Here is a 15,687-nt window from a genome sequence, read left to right as displayed (position 1 = left end):
CCGGGGGTATCCGTGGCGCAGGGAGAGATACGGTATTCGGTGCTCGGTCCGCTGAAGGCGTGGCGCGACGGGCAAGAGATCGATCTTGGCTGGCCGAAGCAACAGGCCGTACTGGCAGTGTTGTTGCTGGAACTCAACCGTCCGGTGCCGGCCGACAAGATCGTCGACAGGGTGTGGGGCGAGCGGCATCCACAGCATGCCCGCAACACGGTGCACACCAACATCAGCCGGCTTCGTCGCGCATTGTTACCCGAGCAGGCGGCCGAGTCCTCAGGCGTCGTGCTGGCATCGACTGATGCCGGTTATCTGCTGCGCGGCGATCCAGCCCAACTGGACACGTCGGCGTTCGAGCAGCATCTGGCCGCTGGTCGCGGTCACTATCGGGACGGTGAGCTGGTTTCCGCGGCGGAGGACGTCGACACGGCGTTGGCCATGTGGCGTGGAGAACCGTTCGGTGGACTGGAGGGCCCGCTGATCGAGGCCGAGCGGCGGCGACTGCAAGAACGTCACCTTGATGCCGTGGAACTGCGTGCGATGATCAATCTCGATCGCGGCTACGAGACCGAGACCGTGGCCGACTTGGCTGGACTGGTCCTCCAGTTTCCCGTCCGGGAACGGCTGCGCGAGTTGCTGATGCTCGCGCTGTACCGGTCCGGCCGCCAGGCCGACGCCTTGCAGACGTTCCACGATCTCCGCGAGACGTTGACCGACACCCTCGGCGTCGACCCCTGCCCGGCACTCCACCGTCTGTACCAGCAAATCCTGGTCGGCGATCCGGCACTCTCCCGACCCTCCGGGACACGCGCGACCACCCAGGACGCGGGCGTCGCCGGACCGCCACGCCAACTCCCGGCGGCACCACGGTTGTTCACCGGCCGCCGCGATGAGCTCACTGCCCTCACCGATGCGGTGGACGAACCAGCCGACTCTGGCATCGCGGTCGTGATCACGGCGATCGGTGGAACCGGTGGGATCGGCAAGACTTGGCTGGCACTGCATTGGGCGCACCAGAACGTCGACCTGTTCCCCGGTGGGCAGTTGTACGTGAACCTGCGCGGCTTCGACTCATCGGGGGAGCCGATGCCACCGGCGGTGGCGGTTCGCGGCTTCCTTACCGCCCTTGGTGTTTCGCCAGCCGCCATTCCGATCGACCTGGACGCCCAGACCGCGTTGTACCGCAGCTTGGCGGCCGGGAAGCAGTTGCTGGTCGTGCTGGACAACGCCCGCGACGTAGCCCAGGTCACGCCACTGCTGCCGGGCAGCCGCACCTGCACGGTCCTGATCACGAGCCGCCGTCACCTCGCGGGCCTGGTCGCCACGCACGGGGCCCAGATCCTTGACCTGGACGTGCTCAGCGACACCGAGGCAAGAGAACTCCTCGTCCGGCATCTCGGCCCGGACCGTCTTGCCGCCGAACCCTCGTCCGTGAACACGCTGTTGGACCGGTGCGCCGGTCTGCCGCTTGCCATCAGCATCGTCGCTGCCCGGATAGCGGCGCGACCCGACTTCGCCCTCGCGGCCCTGGCCGAGGAACTCCAGGACGCCGCGACCCGGTTGGACGGATTGGACGCCGGTGAGTTGACCGCGGACCTGCGCGCTGTGATCTCGTGGTCCTATCGTGTCCTGGACATCGACACGGCCCGGGTGTTCGCTCTGCTTGGCCTGGTTCAGGGTCCGGATGTCGGCCTGCATGCCGTCGCTTCGCTCACCGCGCTACCGGCCGCTCGAGCACGGATCGTGCTGCGGGAACTGGAAGCCGCGCACTTGGTGCAACAGCACATGCCGGATCGCTACCGCATGCATGACCTCGTCCGCCTGTACGCAGCCGAGCGTGCCACGCATGATCTGACAACGGATGCTCGTCAAGAGGCGTTGCGTCGATTCATCGACTTCTACCTGCACACCGCCCACGCAGGCGAAAGCCTGTTGAACCCGCACGGTCGGCCGATCGCACTCGACCACCCTGCCCCCGGTGCCGTTCCCCGCCCGCTCCGGAACGCCGCCGAGGCGCTGGACTGGTTCGACACCGAACACATATGCATCCAGGCCACCCAACAGCTCGCTGTCCAGCAGGGCTGGCTTCCGTCGGTGTGGCAGCTGGCCTGGACGATAACCAACTTCCAGAGACGGCGCGGACACTTCAACGACCACATCGGCACTTGGCAGACTGGACTCGCGGCGGCCGGGCAGTTGGGCGATCCCAACACCCGCGCACTGGCCTGTTGGCAACTCGGCTATGCCTTCACCCGAGCACGACGCCATGCCGACGCCTTCGACCATCTACGACAGGCTCTCACCCTTGCCGAGCAAACCAAGGACATCTACATCCTGGCCGGCACACACCGTGCTCTCGCCTGCACTTGGGAACGGCGGGGTGACGATCAGCAGGCACTGACCCACGCCACCCAAGCCGTCGAACTCTTCGAGGGACTTGACTTCCCAGTGTGGTACGCCGAAGCGCTCAACGTGCTGGGCTGGTTCCAAGCCCGGCTGGGCTACTACGCGGACGCGCGTACCAATTGTGAGAAGTCCCTGGCCCTTTATCGCGGTAATCCCGACAGCGACGGCGAAGCATCCACACTGGACAGTCTGGGTTTCATCGCCAGTCGCACCGACCTGCACGCCGATGCTCTGGACTACTACCATCGCGCACTTGAGCTGTTCACGCAGGTCGGCAACGCCTACCAGGAAGCCGACACCAGGGACAAACTCGGTGATGTTCACGTCGCCCTTGACCAGCAAGCCGAAGCGCGCGCTTCCTGGCAGCGGGCGCTCAGCTTGTACCAGGCCCAGTATCGGATCGCCGACGTCGCACGTATCCGGCAGAAGCTGGCCGACTCGTGACGCCTCGTACGAGCCCGCGACGGGGTGGACAGGCCGCGTGGCCTGCCCACCCCGGATTTGCGGATCAGACCGGCAGCCGGTGACGTCCCGGACCCCGTCGCGGTGCAAGGCGAGATCGGTGTGCGGGGCCACCAGAGTCACCTTTGTGTACGCCGGACTTGTTCTGCGGGTTCCCAGTGCAGACCTCGAGGGCCGGATCCACCCGGCCGCCGCCGGTGTCGCAGTCCTCCGCCTTTGCACGGTGGTGTCGATTTCTGCAGCACTGGGGGAGCGCTGCACCATGCCGCCGGGCTGGTGCAGCCCCAGCCGATGAGCCGGGCCGGAGTTGACGCCGGGGCGTTCGGTGGCCAGTTTCACCGGCTGCCCGTCGACGGGTGTGGTGAGCCGGAGCACCGCGATGTCGTGCTTGTTCGGTGCTGTCGGGTATCCCGGGTGAACGATGATCTGTTCGACCGTGCTCAGGGCGCCGCCCTCGGTTGACGACAGGCTGCCGATCCGCACCTGCAGATCGGTGGGCTGGTCTCTGACCACGCAACAGGGGAGCGGGCAAGGGGTCGGCATCCCTGACGGCCGATGTTCTGCAGCGCGTTCTGTTGCTGGCTCTGCTTCGGCGGGGAAGAAGGGCGGAGCACTTGCGCGAGAGGAGTCGTCGCACCTGGGGTGTTGACACTCTGATCGTCAGGTGACACGATCCACGCCACCATCAGTTGGAATCGTTTCCAGTCGCTGCACGGCGGAGAACTGGAAACGATTCCAACGGTGGTACCAGGGTCGGGTCAGGACGATGCGGAGTGTGACGATGACGTCGACACGGGCGACGCTTTCGCAGGTGGCCGAGCGCGCCGGGGTGTCACTGGCGTCGACCTCCCGGGCACTGCACGGGGCCGGGGCGAGCAAGGCGATGGTCGAGCGGGTCCGCGCCGCCGCAGCCGAACTCGGTTACCGGCCCGACGCGGTCGGGCGGTCGTTACGGATGAAGAAGACCTTCCAGGTCGCGTTCGCGGTGGCCGACATCGGCAACCCGGTCTACGTCGAGATGATGCGGGCGATCCACGGGGTGCTCGCCCCGCACGGCTACCGGGTCGTCGTCATGACGACCGGCGACACCACCGCCTCGACCGCCGACCTGGTGCGCAGCCTGAACAGCGGCTTTGTCGACGGCATGGTCATCAGCCCGCTGCGAACCGACGACAGGCTGATCCGCGAGATCCAGCAGGCACCCGTGCCGGTCGTCGTGATCGGCCGTGCCCTGGACGATCACGGCATCAGCTCGGTCTCCACCGACTCCGCGGGCGGTATCGGCGCGGCGGTTCGCCATCTGCACGAGACCGGTCGACGCCGCATCGGCTTCCTCAACGGTCCGCTCGACACCACCCCCGGCGAGGCCCGCCAGCGTGGGTTCGACGCGGCGGTACTGGCCGGGGCGTGTCCCGAGGGTTCCGAAGCGGTGGTCGCCGAGGACTTCACGGTGGCGGCCGGCCTGGTGGCGGCGCGCAGGCTGCTCGCGCGTGAGGGGCTCGACGCGGTTGTGGCCGCCAACGACCTGCTCGCCATCGGAGCGATCCATGCCGCGCGGGAACTCGGGCTGGCCGTGCCGGACGACCTCGCCGTGACCGGGATGGACGACACCGAGATCGGGCGGGTGTTCTGCCCGAGCCTGACGAGCGTGTCCCTCGGGTCGACCGAGCGTGGACGCGCCGCCGCCCAGCTCATGCTCCGGCTGGCCGAGGATCCGGAGCAGCAGGCACAGCAGGTAGCCGTCGGCCCCGCCCTGATCGTGCGTGAATCCAGTGAGTTCACCGCATCGGACCGGAGTGAGCGATGACGCCGACACTGGTCGAGAAGCCCCAGGCGTCCCGGCCTGCCCCGCGTCGTCGCCGGGGAACGGCGGTACGCGCCCGGCGACGCGAGGCGATCGCCCTGGTGATGCCGTCGCTGATCCCCATCCTCGTGCTCAGCGTCGCACCGCTGGTCATCGCCCTGGCGCTCGCGTTCACCGACGCCCGGCTGGTGCGCAATCCGGACTACGACTTCGTCGGGCTGGACAACTTCGGGAACCTGATCGACAACGCCCTGTTCTGGGACTCGCTGCGGATCGGTCTGATCTGGACGGTCGGCGTCACGGTGCTGCAGCTCGCCGCGTCGATGGGCCTCGCGCTCCTGCTCAACTCCGGTCTGCGCCTGCAGGGCCTGACACGGGTGCTCGCCCTCATCCCGTGGGCGATGCCACCCGTGGTCGTGGCGATCATGTGGCAGATGATCTACTCCGCCAACGGCGGCCCGCTCAACGCCGTGCTCGGCAGCCTCGGCCTGCCCGGCGACACCAACTGGCTCGGCGACTTCTCCGCCGCGCTGCCCGCGGTGATCGTCGTCGGGGTGTGGGTCGGGATGCCGCAGACGACCGTCACACTGCTGGCCGGCCTGCAGCAGATCCCGGCCGAACTGCACGAGGCGGCGTCGATGGACGGCGCGGGGCCGTGGCGCCGGTTCACCGCCGTGACCTGGCCCAGCCTCCGGCCGATCGTCACGTCGATCACGTCGCTGAACTTCATCTGGAACTTCAACTCGTTCTCGCTGGTCTATGTCCTCACCGAGGGCGGGCCGGGCGGCCGGACCATGGTCCCGGTGCTGTTCATCTACCTCGAGGCGTTCAAGAACCGCAACATCGGCTACGCGGCGGCGATGGGAGTCGTGCTGGTGGTCATCGTCGTGTTCCTCCTCGCCCTGTACCTGCGGTCGCAGTTCCGCCACGACCGCGTCGAGAGGAAGGGCTGAGCCATGCGTTTCCTCGCGCGTCCCGCACAGTACCTGGCGCTGGCGCTGTACCTGGTGTTCCTCGGCTTCCCGTTGCTGTGGCTGATCTCGGCGTCGGTGAAGTCCTCAAGGGAACTGAACTCCCTCGACGTGAGCCTGGTGCCGAACGAGTGGCACTGGGAGAACTACACCGAGGCCCTTTCGCGGCAGGGGATTCTCCATTCCGCGTGGAACAGCCTTGTCGTGGCACTCGTGTCCACCGCTTTGGTGATCGTGATCGCACTGCCCGCGTCCTATGTGCTCGCCCGGCTGCGGGGCAGGGTGCGGGCGGCCGGGGTCGGCTGGATCCTGGTGAGCCAGGTTTTCCCGGTGGTGCTCGTCATTTTGCCGCTGTTCCTTATTCTGCGGACGATCGGGCTGGCCGACAGCCTGGTCGGGCTCACGCTGGTGCACGTCACGTACATGCTGCCGTTCGCGCTGTGGATGCTGCAGGGATATGTCTCCGCTATCCCCGTCGAGCTCGAAGAGGCCGGGGCCATCGACGGCGCGAGCAGGTTCACCGTGCTGCGCACGATCGTGTTCCCGTTGCTGACGCCCGGCATCGTCGCGACGGCGATGTTCAGCTTCGTGTCGTCGTGGAACGAGTTCTTCTTCGCGCTCGTGCTGTTGCAGTCGCCGGACAACTACACGTTGCCCATCACCCTGAAAATGTTCATCGGCGGGGAGGGCAAGGTGGCGCTCGGTCCGCTCGCCGCGGGTGCCGTGCTCGCCGCCATTCCCAGCATCGCCTTCTTCACCCTCCTTCGGCGCAGGCTCACCGGTGGGCTCATGGCCGGCGCGGTGAAGGGATGAACCCGTCCGACACGAGAGGTCGACCAATGAAGTCTCGACGCGTGGTGGCCGCCGCGCTCCTTTCGATCACCAGCCTGCTGGCGACCGCCTGTGGCAGTGGCAGCGGTGATTCGGGCGGCCCGGTAAGCCTGACCTTCCAGTCCCTGTCCGACCAGCCCGCCGCCATCGAGGCGACGAAGAAGATCGTCGACGAGTGGAACAAGACCCACCCCGACGTGCGGGTCAAGGTCGTGCAGGCGGGCTGGGACGGGGTATACGACAAGCTCATCACCCAGTTCAACGCCAACACGGCGCCCGACATCATCCACTACGAGGCGGCCGGGGTCGTGCCGTTCGCGACGGACGGCTACCTGGCCGACCTGACCCCCTACGTGTCGGAGCAGAAGCGTGCCGACATCCCCAAGGGGATCCTCGACTCGGTGACCGTCGACGGCAAGGTGGTCGGCCTCCCGACCGAGATCCAGTCCTATGTGGTCTTCGCGAACCGTTCGCTGCTGCAGAAGGCCGGTGTCACGATTCCCACCGGGGAGACGATGACCTGGGACCAGTTGCGGGAGATCGCCAAGGCGACCACCAAGGACGGTGTCCACGGCCTCGGATGGGGACTCAAGAGCCCGACGGCGGCGTTCGTGGCGCTGGCTCCCGGCTTCGGCGGGACGTACTTCCAGGGTGCGGGCAAGGACGCGAAGATCGCCGTCGGACCAGGTGAGATGGCGCTGCCCAAGCTCGTCGACACGATGTCCACTCAGGACAAGTCGATCCTCCCGGTCACCCTGACCCAGGCGGGCACCAAGGCGCTCGCGCCGTTCTACGCCGGTCAGGTGGCGATGACCGTCCAGGGTTCCTTCCAGGCGGTCAACATCGCCAAGGACGCCCCCGCGGGCTTCGACTGGGTCGTGCTGCCCCCGCTTGCCGGGTCGGCAGGGCCCGCCCAGGCCGCGAACCCGCAGACCCTGTCGGTGAACAAGGACTCCGAGCACGTCAAGCAGGCGGCCGAGTTCATCGACTTCGTCACCAACACGCAGAACCTCGCCGCGCTCAACGAGGCCGACGCCCTGATCCCGCCGACCACGTCCGCGCGGGACGCCCTGACGGCCAAGCTGGGCACGAAGAACGGCTGGAACGTCATCCTCGCCTCCGGCAAGTTCCTCACCTCCGCGCCGTACCTGTTCGCTGGCAAGTACGCGCAGTGGAAGGACACCGTGGCGACCCCGGCGTACCAGAAGTTCCTCGCGAAGGAGCTCGACGCCGACGGTCTCGCCCGCGCACTGCAGGACGGCTGGCGGAACATCTCGAAGTAGTTGCCGTTGTGACCAAGCATCTGACAAGGGGAGCGGAGCCGGTGACCTGGCTGGAAGACCGAGCGGTGGCTGTGATCACAGGAGCGGCCGTTGGGGACGCGCTCGGCGGCGCGACCGAGGGCTGGACGCCCGAGCAGATCGAGGAGCGGCACGGCGGCCGGGTGACCGGCATCGTCGGGCCGTGGTACCCGAACTGGCGGGACGCACGCCCCATCGCGCCGTACCACAAGGGTGACGGGCATGTCACCGACGACACCCTCATGACGTGTGCGCTGGTCGAGGTGTACGCGAAACGCCGCGCGCACCTCGACGCGTACGCGATGGCCGAGGACGTGGTGCCGCTCATGATCGGTGAGCCGCGGTGGGTCCCCGAACTGGAGTCGACCGCGTTGCTGTTGCAGCGGGTCTTCCTCGCGGAGAAGTGGATCGTCGCGCGCCTCCACTATGGACACGTCGACCCGCGCGAGGCCGGTGTCGGCAACGTCGTCAACTGCGGGGCGGCGATGTACGTCGCTCCGGTGGGGATCGCCAACGCCGGGGACCCGCGCGGTGCCTACGCCGAGGCGATCGATCTCACCGGAGCTCACCAGTCGAGCTACGGGCGTGAGGCGGCGGGGGTCTTCGCCGCGATGGTCGCCGCGGCGGTCGCCCCCGGTGCCGGTCTCGACGACGTGGTCGCGGCGGCCCTCGACGTCGCACATGACGGAACCGCCGCGGCGATCCGGGCGGTCGTCGACGCTCTTGAGGGATGGTCCACGGCGCCGCGTACCGACGACGACGAGCGGGCGCTCGCGCGCCTCGTCCGGGAGACGGTCGCGCCGTTCGACTCGGTGGGGCCGCACTACCGGGAGATGTCGCTCGATGCCCGGCGGCCGTCGCGGACAAAGTCCATCGAGGAGCTGCCCGCCGCGCTCGGACTGCTGCTCGGTCACCGGGGCGACTTTCGGGGGGCGGTCCTGGCGGCGGTCAACTACGGTCGGGATGCCGACTCGATCGCCGTCATGGCGGGCGCGATCTGCGCGGGCCTGGGCGGGTCCGCCGTCGTACCCGCCGAGTGGCTCGACGCCATCAGCGAGGCCAGCCGCATGGACATCCGAGCGACCGGGCGCCTCATGGCGTCGGCGGCGGCCGACATCCTCCAGGCCGACCGGGACAAGGCGCTCTCCCGGCTGAGTGCTCTCGACGCGCTGGCCGAGGTCCCGGCGTGAGGCTCACCTGGGCGCAACCCGAGGACCTGCTCGCGCACGAGTTCGTCCAGTCCTCCGTGGACGGAAAGGGCATCGGTGAGATCCGGGCACGTTGGGTGGCGGCGGGCGGCGATCCCGTGCCCGCCGTGAGTGGGGCTGGACCGAACCCCGCACCGCCTGCCCTGCGCGCGCTCGCCCGGGAGTTGCTGGACGAACTCGCCGCGTCGCCCACCCCGGCGGCGCCGGACGAACCGGACGAGTGGTCAGCCATCCTTGCGTTGCTGCCGCCCGCGCCCAGCCTGCCGACCACCGGCCGTGGTGCTGATGCTCGACCCTGCAAGCAGGTCTTCGGTGCTGATGCTCGACCCTGCAAGCAGGTCTTCGGTCGTGTTCACGGGGCGTGGACCGGCCGCGCGGCGGGGTGCCTGCTCGGCAAACCGGTGGAGAAGATCCCGCGTGCGGGCATCGAAGAGATCCTTCGTGCGACGGGACGCTGGCCGCTGGACCGCTGGTTCACCGCGGCCGGGCTGCCGGACGAGGTCGCGGCGCGCTGGCCGTGGAACCGGCGGTCCGCCGCGACCTCGCTGGAGGAGAACATCGACGGGATGCCGGAGGACGACGACCTCAACTACCCGATCCTCGCGCTCACGCTGCTCGAACGGCACGGCCGGGATTTCACCACCGAGGACGTCGCCCAGCTCTGGCTGGACAATCTGCCCGCCGGGCGGACCTTCACCGCCGAACGGGCCGCGTACCGCAACATTCTCGACGCCCGGCCCGTTTCGGAGACCGCGACGCACCACAACCCGTTTCGCGAATGGATAGGGGCGTTGATCCGGGCCGACGTGTTCGGCTGGGTCTCACCGGGTGACGTGCGCGCTGCGGCTCGTCTCGCGTGGACCGACGCCCGGCTCAGTCACACTCGTAACGGTGTGTACGGCGCGATGTGGGCGGCCGCGCTCACCTCCGCCGCGATGGTGTGTGACACCGTCGACGAGATCCTGGACGCGGCGGAGACGGTAATTCCTCCGCGCAGCAGGCTGGCCAAGGCCGTCCGGTTTGGACGCGAAGCCGCGGTGGGCGGCGTGCGCGCTGGCCTCGATCGCCTGCACGCCGAGTACGGGGACCTGCATTGGGTGCACGTTCTCAACAACGCCGCTGTGATCGCGTACGCCCTCGCGAAGGGCGATGGGGAGTTCGGGCCGAGCGTGTCCATCGCGGTGACCGCAGGATGGGATACGGACTCCGCAGCCGCGACGGTCGGCTCCGTCGTGGGTGCGCTGCGCGGTGTCGACGGAATTGGCACACAGTGGACTGTCCCGCTCGATGGGCGGATAGCGACGTCCCTGCCTGGCGGTGAGCAGCGAATAGCCGATCTCGCGGCGCGTACTGCCGCGCTGGGGGGCGGGGTATGAGCGCGGTCGTGGTGGTCGGCTCAGCGAACGTCGATCTCGTGGTCGATGTCGAGCGGCCACCACGGGCCGGGGAGACGGTCCTCGGCGGGGATCTGCGGCGAAACCCCGGTGGCAAGGGCGCGAACCAGGCCGTGGCAGCCGCCGTCGCCGGGGGAGTGGACACGACCTTCGTCGGCGCGCTCGGCACCGACGAGCCCGCTGACCTGCTCCTGGCTTCGCTTCAGGGTGCGGGCGTTCGTACCGACCTCGTCGACCGGATCGACGGCGCGACGGGCACCGCGCTCATCACAGTGTCCTCGGACGGTGAGAACACCATCGTCGTCGCACCCGGAGCCAACGCCCGGCTGAAGCTCGGCACCCCGCACGTCAAACGGATCGCCGCCGCCGACGTCGTGCTGGCCCAGTTGGAGATCCCCCTTGATGTGGTGCTCGCGGCTGCGCGGGCACGGCGACCCGGCGCGGTCATGGCGCTCAACGCGGCACCGGCGCGTGATCTCCCCGACGAGATGTGGGGCGCGATCGATCTGCTCATTGTCAACGAGCACGAAGCCTCCGACCTCGTGCGCACCTCGGGCCCGGCCGCGTCGAAGCTGCTGGAGCGTGTTCCCGCCGTCGTCGTCACCCTCGGTGGAGACGGTTGCGTTGTCGCCGAACGCGGCAGCGAACCCCTGCACATCCCCGGAATTCGTGCGGACGTTGTGGACACCACCGGTGCGGGCGACACGTTCTGCGGTGTGCTCGCCGCGGGTCTCGCCCGGGGGCTCAGCCTTCCCGACGCGGCGCGGCTGGCCTGTGCGGCCGGAGCCCTGGCGGTCACGCGACCGGGTGCTCAGGGCGCCGTCCCGACGGCGGCGGAGGTCGCGTCATTCGCCGGAGGAAAGGCACCATGACCTATACGTTCGACCCGCTTGTTCCACGTCCGATCGACCGGCCCACCGAGGTGCCGCTGACTACCGATGACCTTGTCGCGCTAGACGAGGCGAAGATCTTCGCCGGGCCGCGGGACCCGGCCGACCGGCCCGCATGGCGTGAGCGTCTGCATGAGTGGCGCGAAGACGCCCGGTCCCGCCACGAGTACACGGGAGCCGCGTACGACCGGCCAGGTGCGGCTTGGGCGTCGCGCTGCCACACGGTCGCACAAGTGTGGCTGTGGGACGAACTGCTCTACTCGTTCGAGCAGGACAAGTTCACGCCTGAACGCTTCCTCGCCGACGCACACGAGCGCTTCGGCGGGCTGGACGCCGTCGTGCTGTGGCACGCGTACCCCGTGATCGGCCTCGACGACCGCAACCAGTGGGACTTCTACCGCGACGTCCCGGGCCTGACCGGCCTTGTCGAAGCACTGCACGACGCGGGGCTGCGCGTGTTCGTCGACTACAACCCGTGGGATGTCGGCACCCGACGCGGCGACGACGACCTGACAGAGCTCGCGTCGCTCGTCGCCGATCTCGGCGCGGACGGGGTCTTCCTCGACACGCTCAAGAAAGCCGAACCGGAGTTCGTCGAGCGGCTGGACGCCGCCCGGCCGGGAATCGTGCTGGAAGGCGAGTCCAAACTGCCGGTCGAACGCATCGAGGACCACTCGTGTTCGTGGGCTCAGTTCTTCGCCGATTCACCGGTGCCCGGCGTGTTGCGCGCCCACTGGTACGAGCGGCGGCACATGCAGCACCACGTCCGTCGCTGGCACCGCGATCACACTGAGGAACTGCACTCGGCCTGGCTCAACGGCGTCGGCGTCATGGTCTGGGAAGTCGTGTTCGGGGTGTGGGTCGGCTGGTCGCCCCGCGACAGCGCGACCGTGCGACGCATGGTCACCGTCCAGCGTGCCGTCGGCGACCTGCTGCGTGACGGCGTGTGGACGCCGCTGGCCGAGCTCACCGCCGAGGCGGAGGCGGCCGGGATTTACGCGTCCCGCTGGGAACTCGACGGCATGACACTGTGGACAGTAGTGAATCGCGGAGACGAGGACTACCACGGCCCGGTGACACCGCCGCACGATTCGGGAACCCTCGTCGACCTGCTCTCGGGCGTGCCCGCGCGCGGAATCGCCGCGTTCCTGCACTTCGCGACCTCCGAACCCGAATGGCTGCCTGGCCTTCTCGACACGCTTCGGGACATGCCGCACGACCCGGATGCCCGCTTCCCGCACCGGCTCGCGATCCGCCGACCGAAGCGGGCGACAACGGGTGAGCCTGAACCGGACGCGGTCATCGTCCCCTCCGGTCCGTACGTGCTCACGGTTCGGTACCGGGCAAGGGAAACCGGGATGTACCATGGCGCGCCCTATGTGGACGAGTGGAAGCCCCTGCCACCCAGGTTGCATGATGCGAGGACCCTGCAACGCGACGGCGAACTCACCGCTGCCGTGGCTGTCGGGATCAGCGAGGTCACGAACGCGGATTTCGCCGCTTTCCTTGACGCCACAGGCTATCGACCCACGCAGCCGGGTCGCTTCCTCGCGCACTGGACGGGCCGGGTGGCGCACGAACCGGTGACCTTTGTGGACCTCGATGACGCTCGGGCCTACTGTGCATGGCGGGGCGGACGGTTGCCCACCGAGGACGAGTGGCAACTCGCCGGGGAGACCGGACGGCTGCGGCGCGGCGAACCAGCCGTGTGGAACTGGACGGAAAGTGAGCACTCCGACTCCAGGACGCGGTTCGTGATCCTGAAGGGCGGCAGCGACTACTGTGCCGAGGGCTCGGACTGGTACATCGAGGGCGGGCGGCACGACCCTGACTACGCGGTCAAACTGCTCCTGCCGGGCCTCGGTTTGGCGCGCAGCGCGACCGTCGGGTTCCGGTGCGCGTGGGAGGTGGCGACGTGACCGTGTCGCGCGATCCCGCCGCCGGTGCGCTCGCTGGCCTCCGTGTCGTCGACGCGTCAACGCTCTTCGCCGGTCCGCTGGCCGCGATGCACCTCGGCGACATGGGCGCCGATGTGGTCAAAGTCGAGCACCCCAGCAAGCCCGACCCATCACGCACCCACGGCGTCGCGAAAGACGGCGTGAACCTGTGGTGGAAGACGCTCGGCAGGAACAAGCGGACCATCACCGCCAACCTCGGCCATCCCGGTGGACGAGAGGTGTTCCTCGCGCTCGCCGCGGAGGCGGACGTCGTCATCGAGAACTTCCGGCCCGGCACTCTGGAGCGGTGGGGGCTGGGCTATGACGAACTGTCGGCGGGCAACCCGCGGCTCGTGCTCGCCCGGGTGACGGGGTTCGGGCAGATCGGGCCGTACCGGTCGAGGCCGGGGTTCGGCACCCTCGCCGAGGCGATGAGCGGGTTCGCGGCGATGACGGGGGAGCCGGACGGCCCGCCGACCCTCCCGCCGTTCGTGCTCGCCGACAGCATCGCGTCGCTGGCCACCGCCTACGCGATCATGGTGGCCCTGACCGCACGCGAGCGGACCGGGCGTGGTCAGGTCGTCGACACCGCGATCGTCGAACCCATCCTGGCGATGCTCGGCCCGCAGATCACCCGCTGGGACCAGCTGCACACCGTGCAGCCCCGCACGGGCAACCGATCGACGAACAACGCGCCACGCAACACCTATCGCACGCAAGACGGGCAGTGGGTCGCGGTGTCCACTTCGGCCCAGTCGATCGCCGAACGTGTGGTCAGGCTGGTCGGCCGACCGGACCTCGTCGACGAGCCGTGGTTCGCGAGCGCCGCTGACCGGGCACAGCACGCCGACGAACTCGACGAGGCTGTCGGCTCGTGGATCGCGCAACGCACCAGTGCGGAGGTCGTCACGGCGTTCGAGGAAGCGCAGGCGGCGGTGGCGCCGATCTACGACGCCTCGGACATCGTCGCGGACCCGCAGTTCCAGGCGCTCGGCACGATCCACGAGATCGAGGACCCCGAACTCGGGCCGACGCGCATGCAGAGCCCGTTCTTCCGGCTGTCCGACAACGACGGCGTCATCCGGTTCACCGGTCGGCCGCACGGCGCCGACACCGAAGCGGTCCTCGGCGAGCTCGGGTTCCCGCCGGAGCGCGTCGCGGAACTCCGCGCACAGGGGGCGATATGACGGTGCCTCCGTTGACTCTGCTGTACGTGCCAGCCGACCGGCCTGACCGGGTCACCAAGGCGTTCGGCACGGCGGCCGATGTAGTGCTCGTCGACCTCGAAGACGCTGTCGCACCGACCCACAAAGACGAGGCTCGATCCAACGCCGTACGACTGCTGGCGGACGTATCGGACGCACGCCAGGTGCAGGTGCGCGTCAACCATTCGAGTACTCCCTGGCACGGGGACGACATCGCCGCGCTGGCGACACTGCCCACCACGGTGGGCGCCCGAATCCCCAAAGTCGAGTCGCCCGAAGAGATCCGCGCGCTCGCGACCGCGCTGCCGGGTCGCGCGTTGCACCCTCTGATCGAGTCGGCGCTGGGGGTCGAGCGGGCGCTGGAGATCGCGACGGCATCGCCTCAGATCGGGTCGCTGGGCCTCGGTGAGGCCGACCTGCGTTCGGACCTGCGGGTGGCCGACGACGCCGGGCTGACCTGGGCGCGGAGCCGGATCATCGTCGCGGCACGCGCCGCGCGCCTGCCGCCGCCCGCCATGTCCGCGTACCCGAACGTGCGGGACCACGAAGGTCTGGCGGCGTCCTGCCGGGCAGGCCGCGCGCTGGGCTTCCACGGCCGCGCCGCGATCCACCCCGCCCAGCTGGCCACGATCCGCGCCGCGTTCCTGCCGACCGCCCCCGAGATCGAGCGCGCCCGGGAAGTCATGGCGCGGCTGGACAGCGCGATCACGTCAGGCGTCGGGGCGATCGCCCTCGCGGACGGCACCTTCCTCGACGTCGCGATGGTCGAGCAGGCGCGGACTGTCCTCGCTCTCGCCGACAGCACGCCCACCCCACCCTCGTGAGCAGACGATCGTGCGCAGCGGCATTGTGACTTCCTGGTCTCGCAGCAGGCTGGCGATGATGCTATGCGCACAGCCTCGACTGGATGCTTGGCGCCTGGCAGCAGTCTGGCAGCATTCGTCGCACACCTGGTCGTCGCCCTGGTGCTGTTGGTCGGGCCTTATTTCGTGCTGCACTTCCGGCCCGTCGCCAGCCGAGCCGCTGCTGCCCGAACTCCTCGCCGCCAGAACCACGCACTGTCGCCGACCTGCTCACCGACCGGATCAAGGCCTGAGACTGGAAGCGGTCAGGGGCTCGTTGGAGTTGGTACGCCGGATCCCTTCGGCATTTCGACGTGCCTGAGGCCTCCGAGGCGATGACAGTTTCTCTTCCCGAACTTCCCGGGACGCTCGAAGACGGGCGTTTGCCCCGTCAGGACCCAGGGTAAACAGCGGTTCGACGGGCATGATCAACAAGCCATTC

Annotated in this window: 11 protein-coding genes and 1 pseudogene; 11 read left to right on the top strand and 1 reads right to left on the bottom strand. The window is 68.8% G+C overall.

Going from position 1 to position 15,687, the window contains the following annotated elements; translation table 11 throughout:
- The first annotated feature begins 39 nt into the window (after positions 1-39).
- Entirely contained in the window at positions 40-2,844 is a 2,805-nt protein-coding gene (locus ALI144C_RS30790) for an AfsR/SARP family transcriptional regulator (RefSeq protein ID WP_237774392.1), read from the top strand.
- Positions 2,845-3,189: 345 nt separating this feature from the next.
- On the opposite strand, the pseudogene ALI144C_RS59180 reads toward ALI144C_RS30790, so the two are convergent.
- Positions 3,190-3,405, bottom strand: a pseudogene (locus ALI144C_RS59180) (trypsin-like serine protease); the annotation flags it as partial.
- Between the two features lie 238 nt (positions 3,406-3,643).
- Between ALI144C_RS59180 and ALI144C_RS30780 the strand changes: the two are divergent.
- The 10 genes from ALI144C_RS30780 to ALI144C_RS30735 are packed head-to-tail and all read left to right on the top strand — an operon-like array spanning position 3,644 to position 15,227.
- Positions 3,644-4,669, top strand: coding sequence for a LacI family DNA-binding transcriptional regulator (locus tag ALI144C_RS30780; RefSeq protein ID WP_076990983.1), 1,026 nt, complete (start codon positions 3,644-3,646; stop codon positions 4,667-4,669).
- The gene (locus tag ALI144C_RS30775; RefSeq protein ID WP_076990693.1) at positions 4,666-5,619 is read left to right on the top strand and encodes a carbohydrate ABC transporter permease; all 954 of its coding nucleotides are present in this window, start codon (positions 4,666-4,668) and stop codon (positions 5,617-5,619) included. Before ALI144C_RS30780 ends, ALI144C_RS30775 begins: the two co-directional genes overlap by 4 nt.
- A gap of 3 nt (positions 5,620-5,622) precedes the next feature.
- Complete coding sequence (locus ALI144C_RS30770) at positions 5,623-6,450, top strand: carbohydrate ABC transporter permease (protein WP_076990692.1); 828 nt, start codon at positions 5,623-5,625, stop codon at positions 6,448-6,450.
- Positions 6,451-6,476: 26 nt separating this feature from the next.
- Positions 6,477-7,751, top strand: a complete 1,275-nt coding sequence (locus ALI144C_RS30765) for an ABC transporter substrate-binding protein (RefSeq protein ID WP_076990691.1) — start codon at positions 6,477-6,479, stop codon at positions 7,749-7,751.
- 8 nt (positions 7,752-7,759) lie between these two features.
- Complete coding sequence (locus tag ALI144C_RS30760) at positions 7,760-8,959, top strand: ADP-ribosylglycohydrolase family protein (RefSeq protein ID WP_237774391.1); 1,200 nt, start codon at positions 7,760-7,762, stop codon at positions 8,957-8,959.
- Entirely contained in the window at positions 8,956-10,353 is a 1,398-nt protein-coding gene (locus ALI144C_RS30755; protein ID WP_076990690.1) for an ADP-ribosylglycohydrolase family protein, read from the top strand. The genes ALI144C_RS30760 and ALI144C_RS30755 overlap by 4 nt, the downstream gene beginning before the upstream one ends.
- The gene (locus ALI144C_RS30750; RefSeq protein ID WP_076990689.1) at positions 10,350-11,243 is read left to right on the top strand and encodes a ribokinase; all 894 of its coding nucleotides are present in this window, start codon (positions 10,350-10,352) and stop codon (positions 11,241-11,243) included. Before ALI144C_RS30755 ends, ALI144C_RS30750 begins: the two co-directional genes overlap by 4 nt.
- On the top strand, positions 11,240-13,180 hold the full coding sequence (locus ALI144C_RS30745) for an SUMF1/EgtB/PvdO family nonheme iron enzyme (RefSeq protein ID WP_076990688.1): 1,941 nt from the start codon (positions 11,240-11,242) through the stop codon (positions 13,178-13,180). The genes ALI144C_RS30750 and ALI144C_RS30745 overlap by 4 nt, the downstream gene beginning before the upstream one ends.
- Positions 13,177-14,385, top strand: coding sequence for a CaiB/BaiF CoA transferase family protein (locus tag ALI144C_RS30740; protein ID WP_076990687.1), 1,209 nt, complete (start codon positions 13,177-13,179; stop codon positions 14,383-14,385). Before ALI144C_RS30745 ends, ALI144C_RS30740 begins: the two co-directional genes overlap by 4 nt.
- Positions 14,382-15,227 (top strand): HpcH/HpaI aldolase/citrate lyase family protein, encoded by an 846-nt coding sequence (locus ALI144C_RS30735; protein WP_076990686.1) that lies wholly within the window; start codon positions 14,382-14,384, stop codon positions 15,225-15,227. Before ALI144C_RS30740 ends, ALI144C_RS30735 begins: the two co-directional genes overlap by 4 nt.
- Positions 15,228-15,687: the final 460 nt, after the last annotated feature.

It is taken from the genome of Actinosynnema sp. ALI-1.44 (genome assembly GCF_001984155.1).
Classification (GTDB): domain Bacteria; phylum Actinomycetota; class Actinomycetes; order Mycobacteriales; family Pseudonocardiaceae; genus Kibdelosporangium.
Note: the sequence above shows the minus strand (reverse complement) of the source record. Positions and strands in the feature narration are given on the sequence as shown.

Bases quoted from the DNA above. Each gene is read 5' to 3' on its own strand.
- ALI144C_RS30765 (WP_076990691.1), top strand. From the start codon at position 6,477: ATGAAGTCTCGACGCGTGGTGGCCGCCGCGCTCCTTTCGATCACCAGC.
- ALI144C_RS30750 (WP_076990689.1), top strand. From the start codon at position 10,350: ATGAGCGCGGTCGTGGTGGTCGGCTCAGCGAACGTCGATCTCGTGGTC.
- ALI144C_RS30780 (WP_076990983.1), top strand. From the start codon at position 3,644: ATGACGTCGACACGGGCGACGCTTTCGCAGGTGGCCGAGCGCGCCGGG.
- ALI144C_RS30775 (WP_076990693.1), top strand. From the start codon at position 4,666: ATGACGCCGACACTGGTCGAGAAGCCCCAGGCGTCCCGGCCTGCCCCG.
- ALI144C_RS30770 (WP_076990692.1), top strand. From the start codon at position 5,623: ATGCGTTTCCTCGCGCGTCCCGCACAGTACCTGGCGCTGGCGCTGTAC.
- ALI144C_RS30735 (WP_076990686.1), top strand. From the start codon at position 14,382: ATGACGGTGCCTCCGTTGACTCTGCTGTACGTGCCAGCCGACCGGCCT.
- ALI144C_RS30745 (WP_076990688.1), top strand. From the start codon at position 11,240: ATGACCTATACGTTCGACCCGCTTGTTCCACGTCCGATCGACCGGCCC.